Raw genomic sequence first — 12,271 nt, 5'->3', positions numbered from 1 at the left:
CGTGCTGCTGAAAACGCTGCAGGAGCACGCGGCCCGCGCCCAGCCCGCCGCGCACGTCGAGGAGGCGGGCGGCTGGTGGTTGCGCCACTCCCCCGGCGACGCCTGGTGGGTGAGCGCCGTGCTGCCGCACGACCGCGAGGACCGGGTGTCGCGGGCCGAGGAGTTCTGCGCCGAACGCGGGTCCGGGGTGCGGTTCCAGATCACGCCGGGGGTGTGCGCGAGCGATCTCGACGACACGTTGGGCGACAGGGGTTACACGCGGGGTCATGACATGTCCCTGCAGATCGCGTCGACGGCCGAGGTGCTGCGCCAGTCCCGCTCGGACGCGGGCGAGGTGGCGGCGCGGCCGACCGACGAGTGGCTCGCGGCGTGGCAGGCGGTGACCACTCGCGACGTCAGTGCCGAACGCGACCTGCTCAGCCGCGTCGAGCACCCGTCGGCCTACGCGTACGCCGAGGTGGACGGCCAGGTGGTGGCCGTGGGACGCGCGGTGGCCGAGCAGGGGTGGGCCGGGGTGTTCGGCATGGCCACACTCCCGCACGCACGTGGTCAGGGCGCGGCACGGTCCGTGCTCGCCGCACTGGCCTCGTGGGCAGCGATGCGCGAGGCGAACCACATGTACCTGCAGATGGAAAAGGCGAACTCCGCGGCGTTCCGGCTGTACGAACGGACGGGGTTCCGCGAGGTGTGCACCTACCACTACCGGACTCGTCCATAACCAATCAGGAATCAAGAAGGCAGAGCCGAGGTCCCCGAGTTAGTTTGGCGCCATGACCAGGACAGCGGCGGCTCACGATGCCGACACCCACGATCTGATCCGCGTGCAGGGCGCGCGGGTCAACAACCTGCGCGACGTCGACGTGGAGATCCCGAAGCGCCGGTTGACGGTCTTCACCGGTGTCTCCGGTTCCGGCAAGAGCTCGCTGGTGTTCGGCACCATCGCCGCGGAGTCGCAGCGGCTGATCAACGAGACCTACAGCGCGTTCATCCAGGGCTTCATGCCGACGCTGCCGCGCCCCGAGGTGTACCTCCTCGAGGGGATCACCACGGCGATCCTGGTCGACCAGCAGCGGATGGGCGCCGACCCGCGGTCGACCGTCGGCACCGCGACCGACGTGAACGCGATGCTGCGCATCCTGTTCAGCCGCCTCGGCACGCCGCACATCGGTGGCCCGCAGGCGTTCTCGTTCAACGTCGCCTCGATCTCCGGCGCCGGCGCCGTGACGATCGAGAAGGCCGGCCAGAAGGTCAAGGAGCGCCGCGAGTTCTCCATCACCGGCGGCATGTGCCCGCGTTGTGAGGGGCGCGGCCAGGTCTCCGACATCGACCTGACCGAGGTCTACGACGAGACCAAGTCGATCATGGAGGGCGCCATCAAGGTGCCCGGCTACAACGTCGACAACCAGTGGACCGTGCAGACGTTCGCGCAGTCCGGTTTCATCGACCCGGCCAAGCCGATCCGCAAGTACACCAAGAAGGAGCTGCACGACTTCCTGTACCGGGACCCGATCAAGATCAAGGTCAACGGCATCAACCTGACCTACGAGGGCCTGATCCCGAAGCTGCAGAAGTCCATGCTGTCCAAGGACCGCGAGGCGCTGCAGCCGCACATCCGCGCGTTCGTGGACCGCGCGGCGACGTTCGGCACGTGCCCGGAGTGCTCCGGGACGCGGCTGACCGAGGCGGCGCGGTCGTCCAAGATCAAGGGCGTCTCGATCGCGGACCTGTGCGACATGCAGATCACCGACCTGGCGGACTGGATCCGCGGGGTGAAGGACAAGTCCGTCGCGCCGCTGGTGGACAAGCTCGCGCACACGCTGGACTCGTTCGTGGAGATCGGTCTCGGCTACCTGTCGCTGAACCGGCCCGCGGGCACGCTGTCCGGCGGTGAGGCGCAGCGCGTCAAGATGATCCGGCACCTCGGGTCGGCGCTGACCGACGTCACCTACGTCTTCGACGAGCCGACGATCGGCCTGCACCCGCACGACATCGAGCGCATGAACAACCTGCTGCTCCGCTTGCGGGACAAGGGGAACACCGTCCTCGTCGTCGAGCACAAGCCCGAGACGATCGCGATCGCGGACCACATCGTCGACCTCGGTCCCGGTGCGGGGCGCGGCGGCGGCACGATCTGCTTCGAGGGATCGCTCGAAGGGTTGCGCAAGAGCGACACCGTCACCGGCCGCCACCTCGACGACCGCGCGTCGCTGAAGCCGTCGGTGCGCGAGAAGACCGGCGTGCTGGAGATCCGCGGCGCGTCCACGAACAACCTGCGCGACGTCGACGTCGACCTCCCCCTCGGGGTGCTGACCGTGGTCACCGGCGTGGCGGGCTCGGGCAAGTCGTCGCTGATCCACCGGTCGCTGCCGCGCGACTCGGGCGCGATCGTGGTCGACCAGACGCCGATCAAGGGTTCGCGCCGGTCCAACCCCGCGACCTACACCGGTCTGCTGGAGCCGATCCGCAAGGCGTTCGCCAAGGCCAACGGCGTGAAGCCCGCGCTGTTCAGCGCGAACTCCGAGGGCGCGTGCCCGAACTGCAACGGCGCCGGCGTGGTGTTCACCGACCTCGGCATCATGGCGACGATCGAGTCCCCGTGCGACGTCTGCGAGGGCAAGCGGTTCGACCAGGCCGTGCTGGAGTTCAAGTTCGGTGGCCGCGACATCTCCGAGGTGCTCGCGATGCCCGTCGCCGAGGCGGTCGAGTTCTTCGGTGCCGGTGAAGCCCGCACACCCGCCGCGCACGCGATCCTGCAGCGGCTCAGGGACGTCGGCCTCGGGTACCTGTCGCTGGGCCAGCCGCTCACGACCCTGTCCGGCGGCGAGCGCCAGCGCCTCAAGCTCGCCACGCACATGGCGGACAAGGGCGGCATCTACGTCCTGGACGAGCCCACGACCGGTCTGCACCTCGCCGATGTCGAACAGCTGCTCGGGCTGCTGGACCGCCTGGTCGAGTCGGGCAAGTCGGTGATCGTGATCGAGCACCACCAGGCCGTGATGGCGCACGCCGACTGGATCATCGACCTCGGCCCCGGCGCCGGCCACGACGGCGGCAAGATCGTCTTCGAGGGCACGCCCGCGGACCTCGTCGCGGACCGCTCGACGCTGACCGGCGAGCACCTCGCGGACTACGTGGGAGCCCCGGCACGTGCCAAGAGGCGCTGACGGGGTACACAGGGGGCATGAAGATCACGCCTTTCCTGGACCGCAGGCTCACGCGCAGGTTCGAAACCTACGACAGTGACCAGGACGGGTACGTCGAGCGCTCCGACTTCGACCTGGCGAGCGCGCGGCTGACCAAGGCGTTCGGTCTGAGCGACGACGACCTGCGGGCGAAGCGGTTCCACGAGCAGCTGCTGAGCGTGTGGGGCCACCTCGCCGCCATGACGGACACGAACGACGACGAGCGGATCAGCATGTCCGAGTACAAGTCGGCGTTCGTGCGCGGGCTGCTGGGACGTCCCGAGGCGTTCGACGACGTCTACGTGCCGTACCTCGACGCGCTGCTGGCCGTCGCCGACCACGACGGCGACGGCCGCCTCGGCATCGAGGAGCACGTGCTGTGGTCGCGCGCGTTGATGAACGTGTCCGAATCCGACGCGCGGGCCGCGCACGCCCGCCTCGACCACGACGGGGACGGGTTGGTCGGGACCGAGGACCTGCTGGCCGCGCTGCGGGCGTACTACTTCTCGGAGGACCCGGACGGGCCGGGAGCGTGGCTGCTGGGGCCGCTCTAGTCCTGCTCGGCCACGCTCTTGATCGAGGCGGCCTCGGTCTCGACGTACCGCTCGGCCTTGGACCTCGTCATGAGCCAGCCGATGCCGGCGAGCGGGCCGGACACGTTCACGGCGAGCGTGAGGCGGGTGCCGCCGGGGTGGGGTTCGACGACGTGCGACGCGACGCCGAGGACGCCCGGCGACCTCGACTCCCAGGTGTAGGAGGTGCCGGGGGTCAGCTCGGTGACCGTCCACACCGCCTCGGGCAGCCTGGGTTGCCGAAGGCGGGCTCGCGAGCCGACCGCGAACGGGCCTTCGGTGAGGAGTTCCACGGAGTCGACCGTCGGAATGCGTTCCGGCCAGCGCTCGACGTCGATCAGCACGGCCCAGACGCGCTCCGGCGGGGCCGCGATCGTGATGGTGTGCTCCAGGCCAGGCATGAGGCGAGTCTACGGTCGCGGGAACCGCTGTTCGATCTCCTTCACCGAGGCGGCCGCGAGCCGTTTCGCTGCTTCCCGCGGTGAGGGTTCGCCGATGATCTCGTCGACCAGCCGGCGCATGTTCGTGCCGATCTTCTCGAACGCCGACTCGGCCGTGGCGTCGATGTCGCCGAACAGGGTCCACCACCACCAGGAGTTCGTGGCGGAGTTCGCGACGACGTCCGGGATGACCAACGCTCGGACCTCGGCGTCTTCCGTCAGCGGCATGTTGGCCGCCTCGACGACCAGCTTCGCCCTGACCCTGTGCGCGTTCCCGGCGTTGATCGCGTAGCTCGTGGCGGCGGGGACCAGGACGTCGGCCTCCACGTCGAGCCAGGTGTCGCGCTCGAGTCGCCGGTCCTCGGGACGGAGTCTCGTCCTGTCGATGGCACCGTGCTCGTCCCGGGACAGCAGAAGGGCTTCCACGTCGAGCCCAGCGGGGTTGGCCACGACACCGTGGACGTCCGCGAGCCCCACCACCGTGACACCTGCTTTGGCGAGGTAGCGCGCGGTGGCGCCGCCCATCGACCCGAACCCCTGCACGAACGCGGTGGGGTTGTGGATGTGGAGATACTCAATCCCCGCCAGCGCCGCCTGGGCGACGCCGTAGCCGCCGACCAGTTCGTCGAGGCTCACGCCGTCAACGGTGACTTGGAACGCGTCCGCGAGGCGTTGGCGGGCCTTCTGCTCGTCGTCCAGCAGCGGGTAGACGGCCTGGATGGACGACTGGAGCCCGATCTTCGCGATGACCTCGTCGATCGTGGACTGCCGCAGCCCCAGGTCCTCGCCCATCGTCCAGAAGCGTTCGACGTAGGGCGACATGGCGTGCAGGTAGGCCGTGAGCACGTCCTTCGCCCGCGGGTCGTAGGGGTCGAAGTCGATCCCGCCCTTCGCACCACCAAGCGGCACGTAGCGCGCCGCGGGGTCGTAGTTGAGGGCTTCCTTGGCGGTCATCCCCCGGGCCAGCCCGCGAACCTCGTCGAGCGTGCAGCCCGCGCGCATGCGCAGACCCCCACTGCTGACCCCGCGCACCAGCCGGTCGATGACGAGATAACCGCGCGCCTGCGTGGCCGGATCGGTCCACGTGACCTCGAGAAGACTCACCGGCGCCAGTGAACCACCGACGGGTCCTGGACGTCACCTCGACATCTGCAGGAGGAACTCCGCGTTGCTCTGGGTCTTGCGCAGTCCGTCGACGATCACGTCGATGTCGCGGTCCGCCATGGCCCGGCGCAGTGCGTCCGTGATGGCGAGTTCCTGTTGCGAGACGAGCAGTTCGGCCTTGCGAGTGCTCGACTGCTGGAGGTCGATCGCGGGGTAGATCCGCCTTTGGGCGGCCTTGCGATCGAGCTTGAGCTCGGCGTTGCCGGTGCTCTTGAGCTCCTCGAAGATGGCCGTGTCCGCCAGCGAGCCGGTCTCCACGAGCGCGGTGGCGAAGATCGTGAGACTGCCGCCGTCCTCGATGTTCCTCGCCGCACCGAGGAACTGCTTCGGCGGCGTCAACGCCCTCGCGTCGATGCCACCGCTCAGAATGCGCCCGCCGTTGGGCTGCGCGAGGTTGTAGGCCCGCCCGAGCCGCGTCAGCGAGTCGAGCAGGATCACGACGTCCTGCCCGTCCTCCACCAGCCGCTTCGCCCGCTCGACGGCAAGCTCCGCGACGCGGATGTGCTCGCTCGGATGCTCGTCGAAGGTGGAGGTGAACATCTCGCCCGGAATGGTGGTGCGCATGTCGGTCACCTCCTCCGGCCGTTCACCGACGAGCGCGACGATGAGGTGGACCTCGGGGTGGTTCTTGGCGATCGCCTGCGCGATCTGTTGCAGCACAATGGTCTTACCGGCCTTGGGCGGCGCCACGACGAGCGCCCGCTGCCCCTTGCCGACGGGCATGACCAGGTCTATCGCACGACTGGTCAGCTCCCCCGGATCGTGCTCCAGCCGCAACCTCTCGTTGGGGTAGAGCGGGGTCAGGTCCTCGAACCGAGGCCTTTTGTGCGGCTTGCTGCCGTTCACCGTGTCGACGCCGACGAGCCGGTCGTCCTCGGCCTCACCGCTGATCTGGTCGCCGCGCCGCAGGTCGAACTGCCTCACGAGACTCTGCGGGACCTGCGGCCCGTCAACGAGAAACGCCTTGTTGTTACGTACGTCGAGTACACCGATGTGCATCGGGTCTGTCCTTTCAGGAGGGTTGTTTCAGATGCGCTTCATCGACTCCGCACGCACGACCCTGTGGCCGTGCCGGAGGAGAGCGCTGTGTTCTGGGTCCGCCGGCGTGGGAAGCCGGGGATTCAGGGCTGCGGATCTCGGATGGTCCAGCAGCTGGTCGGAGCTTACGTGCGCCGCTGCGCACCGCCGGTTACAACGGACTGTAGCAGAGAACGCCGGCAGCGCGCTTGTTATTCCGCGCACTTCTTCCACGAGAGCCGGAACGTGGTGCTCACGCTGGAGTCGGTCGAGTCCATGGTCATGAAGCTGCCACTCCCCTTACCGGTGAGCTTGAGCTCGGTCTCCACGGTCAACGGCTTGCGGTCCTTGCACGGACCGTGCGCCACCCCGCTGGGCGTGTCGGTGACCTGCCAGTTGTCACTCATCGGCGCCTGATACGTACGACTGCTGTGCCTCGTGGGAAACCCGGGAAACCAGTAGTCGTTCCGCACCACACCACGTGCCTTGCCGGTCAGATGCGCGAATCCCCGGTAGTCCACCGCCGCGACACCGTACGTGTACCCGTCCGGGTGGTTGATCCGGAGCGCGATCGTGCAACTCCGCTTGGCCTCACTGCCGTTGCCCTGCACCAGGAAGTCGCTGTAGGTGACCGTGAACGCCTGGTTGTCCAACGACATGGCGACGTCCGTCGTGCCGGCCGCACATCCCGACCCGCCCACGCTGACCACGTCGATCGTCACCGGGCCGGGCGGCGGCACGAAGGAAGCCAGCAACGCCACCACAACCAGCATCCCGGCCTCCTCACACCACTGCGGGAGAACCTACCGAGGCCCGCAATCCCGCAATCGGACCAGCAGGACCCGCGCGTCCTCCCGCATCAACTCGCTCCAGAGCGCCAGGTCCCGTGCCGCGCCGAGGCGCACGTGCCACGGCACCGCCTCGTCCCACGCCACGGCCCTGGCGATGACCGACGCCTTCTCCCGCTGGTCGCGTCGTATGGTCACCAATGCCCGAGCGCATCGCATACGCACCACAGGATCGGTGGCGCTCATCCCCAACTCCTGCAACGGCCCTACCGCTCGCGACGAGTCAATCTCCCCGATCCGGCTCAGAACCCGTACTCGCCGCACACCGTCCACCTGCGAAACGAGCCCGGTAAGGACGTTCAGAACTTCGCGAGCAGACGTGCTCTCGACGTCGTGGAGAGTCACCCCGGCGTCGGCTCTCACCAGAACGGGGAGACCAGGGTCCATCATCAACGAGCGTGCCGCGATCGCCGCACGTTTGAACCCCTCGATCCCGAAGCCGTCGAGGTGCTCTGCCGCCCACGATCGGACAGGCGGACTCTCTGCCTCGTCATTGGCCAAGTTCTCGAGCACCACGACACCGGCGGCCCGGTCGTCGACCGAGTACCCCCTGAGCGTCCACGCCGCCCTCTCTCGCACGACAGGCGGACCATTGACATCGTCCCGAGTTGTTCGAACCGCGTTGATCCGCCCCGCCGCCAGCTGCCCTTCGAGTCGCCGCCGCCACGGCGTCGCCGCGCACAACACGTCCTTCGTGGCGGCATCAAGTTCCGCATCGATGCTGTCCAACAGGCGGGCGGCGGCGTGTCGATCGCGGAGAGGCAGACCTTCGTCCTCAACCTCCGCCAGCGCTTCGTCGTGCACACGCCACCAATGCACTCGGCTGATGCCGGCAAGAGCCGATCGCGCGTTCTCACCTCCCAATCGCTCGAGGACCGCGACTGCTTCAGCCTGAAGGAGCACCGACACCTCGCAGAGTGCCACTGCGGCGTCCACCCGTTGCCTCGAAGACGTCTCCGGTCCGGCGATGACATCTCGAAGCTCTGCAATCACCTGGTCACGCAACGGCAAGTCGTCCGAAAGATCCGCGATCGGCACCCTGTCCTTGACCCGGATCGAGCGATCGTGCAACCGGGATCGTTCGAGGTCGGTGCGCGCAGGGCGCGGCAACGTGTGAATGAGCTTCCCCCACGCGCTTCTGGTCACCTCCGGGTCGCGCAGGATCACGGTCACCGCTTGTTCGTACCGACGCGTCGACGGACGTTCGAGGGGGTCCAGCCAGTGCAACGCAGTCGCTCGACCGTCCAAAGTGACACTCGAGTCCTGCGCCAATCTCCAAAGAACGGAGAGCGATGACGCCGTGGCCTTTCTCGTGACCTGGGTGAGCATCCCGGTCGCCCGAGCACGCTCGGCTGCCGGAGCGGTGTCGTCGTCCCTCACCGAACTCAGATTGCCAGCCGCCTCAGCTGTCGCGTCCGGCTTCAGAAACGTCAGGCAACGAATCGCCGAATATCTCAGGGAGAGCGACAACGTTTCGTCCTGTGCGAGCCGGTGCACCTCGGCCGTTTCCTCCAGCGCGTTGGCAGCGTCGATCACCTCCATCACCGTCGAGTCCCTGCTCATCAGCCGAGCACGAAACTGGCGCGACAGGTCCACATCAGACGCTCGAAGGTCACCGAGGTGTTTTCTGAGCACAACGAAAGCCATCACCTTGGCCTGGGCCAAGACCACGTTCACCGCTTGGTCGAGATACTCCGGCGACCGCGACGCGAGGAGAACAGCGGCCTCCGCACGGTCATCGCCCGCGAGACCAGGAAAGCTCGCCAAGCGTTCCAGAGCCGACAGCACCTCGGGTTCTCCGCCGTGACCCAGTTCTTTCAGGGCGACCACCACGTTCCACTCCGTCGCCGCAGTAGATCGTTCGTCAGCGAGCACCGTCAGCAACGCCGCGGCCAGCTCCCGGCGTGGGCCAGGTCCGCTGCTCGAGTGTTGCAGGGCGATGTAGCGAAAGCCTGTGATCACCGAGTCGCTGCGGATGATCTGGCTCAGCGCCGCGGCCGATTCGTACCCGAAGCGATCTCCAAGCCTGGCGAGGCCATCCGCAGCGGTGCGCCGCACTCTCCACGAGCGTCCTGCGTCGGATGCGGCCGATCGCAGCACCGCCGCCGCCTCGTCCACCTTCGCGCCGTCCTGACCCGAGAACGCATCGGCGAGCGCCGTCATCACGTCATCGGAGGCGTCCGGGAACCGGGCGCAAGCCAGTAGAGCGGTCAACGCCTCGTCACCGGCACCAGCGCGGGCCAGTTCCTGGTAGGCCGCAGCTGTCGAGATCTCCCACAGGCGGTTGATCACCCTCCAGTGGTGGTCCGGCCCCGATCTGATGAGCGCACTCGCAGCGCGACATCGAACCTCGGCCGGAACGTTCGGATCGTCGAGCACGGAGTGGAGGTCTCGCACCGCCTGAGTTCGGTAGGGTTCTCCGAGCTCGACAAGTTCGTCCAGCACCAACACGTGGTCGTGTGAACCTGAAGGCACGCCTGAATTCAGCAGCGCCGTGGCCACCTCACCCTGGAACGCTGGTCCTGCCTTGCGCAGTGCCGAAGCCACGCGCTTGAAGTTGTTCCAGTTCTGGCGAGGTTCGGCGAGCATCGTCCGCAGCCCCGCAAGCGCTTCCTCGCGCTGCGGACCGTAGGTGACCAGGTGGCCGAGCAGGATCGAGCGGTCGAAGTCGTTGAACGCTCGCCCGGCCGCCGCGGCGATCAGCTCGCCCGCGGACTGGCGATGAAGCGGTCCCAGCTCACGCAGAGCCTGCGCCGCGACGACCCGATCGTTCGCGGTGCTCGACCGATCCGTGATGCGCCTGCTCAGTTCGGCCACCGCGGCGTCGAGGTGGTCCGGACCGACGGAGGCAAGCCCGAGAGCTGCGTCATACCAACCCGAAGTCGTCTTGGCCGGACTCCGGAGTACGACAAGGAAGTGTGCAGCGCACACTTCAGCGAACGCCGGATCGATCTCGAGCAGGCCCGTGGCCGCCTTGACCACACGGGTGGGCGATGAGCCGGCATCGGACATCGACGCGAACAACGATTCGATCGCGAATACGCGATCTTCGTCTCCGAGCCCCGCGAGGATCACCGCGGCCGCTCGCAGCGACGCGCTCTCGGTGTTGGGATCGGAGAGCACAGCACGCAAGCCGCGAACCGCGATCTCTCTTTCGCCTGTCCCGCATTGGGCCAGTGCTTCCGCTGACGTGAGCCGGTCGGACACCGAGACCTGTGGGTCGTCCACCACGTGCCGCAAGAACCTGAAGGCGTCCGGACTGTGCGGACCACGCACCCGCACAGCCAGTGCGGTGGCTGCTTCCGCCCGAGATCTCCAGGGCGCCTGCGTGCAGTTCATCAAGCAGGTCAGCCACTCCGCCAACCCTGTGAATCGGGTGGTCCGGGAGGCCTCGGCAAGGATGTCGACAGCGTTGTAGTGCGTTGTCATGGCCCATGCCCGCACCGTGGCGAGAAACGCCTCCGTCTTCGCCGACGAGGCGGGCAGGTGGTGGGCGAGCAGGCGCGCAGCGAGCAGGTGCTGGTTGGCGGTTCCCCGATGCAGCCACTCCAGCAGGCGGTCGGCCTCGCCTGGGTGCAGGCGGGTGTGGTGGAGCAGCACGGCTCGGGCGAACCGGCCCGACTCACGCGCTTCAGCGGCGTGCAGGCGATCGGCGAAGTCGTCGGCGTTGAACTCGTCCGGGAGTTCGCGGGCACAGGACGTGGCAGCGAGGTGTTCAGCGAAGCTTTGGTGCTGAAATGCGAGGTCACCGCCGCGCAGGACGAGCGGGCCGACCGCGAGCAGGTAGGCCGTGAGTTCTTCCCGCCACACCGGTGAGGCGGGTGCGCCTCGATCCGTCACCCAGGAGCGGGCGGTGTCGAGGAGTGAGTTGTTGGTTTCCAGTCGGGTTCGGGCCAGGTGCTCGAGGAATTTCTCTCGATCGAAACGGTCCGGCTGGTCTCGGCGGATGTGAGCCAGGTAGGTCTCATAGAGGGAGTACTGGTTACCGGGCAAGGGCTGTGCACCGTACTCGCTGAAGATGATCGCGACGATCGTGGCCATCAACGGGACCTGGACGAGTTCGCCGAGGTGGGCTTCGCCGATCTGTCGGAGGAAGCGTTGAGCGTCCTCTGCGGAGAACCAGTTGGCGGCGAACCGGCGCAGGGCCGCCTCGTCGAAGGGTTGTAGTTCGTTGCGGACTGCGCCCTCGCGCTGCAGCGGCGCGAGAGCTCCGCCCTCTGTCGGACGGGTGGTCAGGAGAATTCGGTGGTCCCCGGCCGCCGCCCAGGCAGCCAGTGTGCTGACCAGCCGGTGTCGCTGGGACACGTCGACGACCTCGTCCAGGCCGTCCACCAGGAGCATCCACCGGCAGCCGACCACGCGTTCGACGAACAGGTCCTGGTCGATCTGCCCACGCAGGAACGAGCCGTACTCGGCGATCGTGCTCTCGGCGAGAGCCTGGGCGAACGGAACGTTCGAACGAGCAGCCAGGGCATCGGCGGGAAGGCGAAGCGGAACCACGGGTTCGGCGAGCGGGGCTTCGTCGCCGTCGACCCAGTGCTGCGCGATCTCCGCCGCCAGGCGCAGGGTCAGGGTCGACTTGCCGAGGCCCGGGCCACCGGTCACGACGAGGTGCGCATCAGCGTCGAGCGCCTCGCGCAGCGGGCGGGAAGGCGGGCGGACGGTGAAACGCACGACGGGACGGGCCGGGGTTTCGATCAGTCTCCCGTCGTCGTCGAGAACCGGGCCTTCCCGTGCATGTTGGGGTTCTTCGACCGGACTCCCGAGGTCCTGGCGGACATAGACAGTGTCCAGCGACGTCTTGGGTGCCTCCGGCAGGCGATATGGGGCTTCACGGGCGGCGTGGATCTGGGCCCGCAGCAGTGAGCGGATCTCCGGCGGCGGTTCCTTCGCCTCTGCCCATGTCCGAGGCGGGTCGTAGGTCTTGCGCGGCGACTGGCCGGGGTGCAGGTGTACGTCACCGTGGACGTTGTTGGCCTGGAAGACCGTGCCGCCGGTGACGTCGCCGGTGGAGAAGTCCAGGTCGTCGCGCGCCATCGACGGATGGT

General features: G+C 67.9%; 7 protein-coding genes and 1 pseudogene. 3 read left to right on the top strand and 5 right to left on the bottom strand.

Annotated elements, in window-relative coordinates; translation table 11 throughout:
• Position 1 precedes the first annotated feature (1 nt).
• From IEY88_RS01570 to IEY88_RS01560, 3 genes are read left to right on the top strand one after another with little or no spacing between them, the layout of a single operon-like run.
• On the top strand, positions 2-718 hold the full coding sequence (locus tag IEY88_RS01570) for a GNAT family N-acetyltransferase (protein WP_189152734.1): 717 nt from the start codon (positions 2-4) through the stop codon (positions 716-718).
• 52 nt (positions 719-770) lie between these two features.
• A complete protein-coding gene (locus IEY88_RS01565) occupies positions 771-3,164 on the top strand; it encodes an ATP-binding cassette domain-containing protein (protein WP_189152733.1) in 2,394 nt (797 codons plus the stop codon).
• A 17-nt stretch (positions 3,165-3,181) separates the two neighbouring features.
• Positions 3,182-3,736, top strand: coding sequence for an EF-hand domain-containing protein (locus IEY88_RS01560; RefSeq protein WP_189152732.1), 555 nt, complete (start codon positions 3,182-3,184; stop codon positions 3,734-3,736).
• Here IEY88_RS01560 and IEY88_RS01555 read toward each other — a convergent pair.
• From IEY88_RS01555 to IEY88_RS01535, 5 genes and pseudogenes are all read right to left on the bottom strand, one after another.
• The gene (locus IEY88_RS01555) at positions 3,733-4,155 is read right to left on the bottom strand and encodes an SRPBCC family protein (RefSeq protein ID WP_189152731.1); all 423 of its coding nucleotides are present in this window, start codon (positions 4,153-4,155) and stop codon (positions 3,733-3,735) included. The genes IEY88_RS01560 and IEY88_RS01555 overlap by 4 nt on opposite strands.
• A 9-nt stretch (positions 4,156-4,164) precedes the next feature.
• Entirely contained in the window at positions 4,165-5,298 is a 1,134-nt protein-coding gene (locus tag IEY88_RS01550) for a Glu/Leu/Phe/Val dehydrogenase dimerization domain-containing protein (protein ID WP_229692993.1), read from the bottom strand.
• 33 nt (positions 5,299-5,331) lie between these two features.
• Positions 5,332-6,348: pseudogene (gene rho / locus IEY88_RS01545) on the bottom strand (transcription termination factor Rho); the annotation flags it as partial.
• 239 nt (positions 6,349-6,587) lie between these two features.
• Positions 6,588-7,148: a DUF4360 domain-containing protein gene (locus tag IEY88_RS01540; RefSeq protein WP_189152729.1), complete on the bottom strand. Its 561-nt coding sequence runs from the start codon at positions 7,146-7,148 to the stop codon at positions 6,588-6,590.
• Positions 7,149-7,178: 30 nt separating this feature from the next.
• Positions 7,179-12,260 (bottom strand): NACHT domain-containing protein, encoded by a 5,082-nt coding sequence (locus IEY88_RS01535; RefSeq protein ID WP_189152728.1) that lies wholly within the window; start codon positions 12,258-12,260, stop codon positions 7,179-7,181.
• Positions 12,261-12,271 lie beyond the last annotated feature (11 nt).

The sequence above is a fragment of the Lentzea pudingi genome (genome assembly GCF_014646255.1).
Classification (GTDB): Bacteria; Actinomycetota; Actinomycetes; order Mycobacteriales; family Pseudonocardiaceae; genus Lentzea; species Lentzea pudingi.
This window is presented reverse-complemented; position numbering and strand designations above follow the sequence as displayed.

Excerpts from the sequence above, each read along its gene's own strand:
- IEY88_RS01540 (WP_189152729.1), bottom strand. The coding sequence starts at position 7,148 with ATGCTGGTTGTGGTGGCGTTGCTGGCTTCCTTCGTGCCGCCGCCCGGC.
- IEY88_RS01555 (WP_189152731.1), bottom strand. The coding sequence starts at position 4,155 with ATGCCTGGCCTGGAGCACACCATCACGATCGCGGCCCCGCCGGAGCGC.
- IEY88_RS01560 (WP_189152732.1), top strand. The coding sequence starts at position 3,182 with ATGAAGATCACGCCTTTCCTGGACCGCAGGCTCACGCGCAGGTTCGAA.
- IEY88_RS01565 (WP_189152733.1), top strand. The coding sequence starts at position 771 with ATGACCAGGACAGCGGCGGCTCACGATGCCGACACCCACGATCTGATC.
- IEY88_RS01535 (WP_189152728.1), bottom strand. The coding sequence starts at position 12,260 with ATGGCGCGCGACGACCTGGACTTCTCCACCGGCGACGTCACCGGCGGC.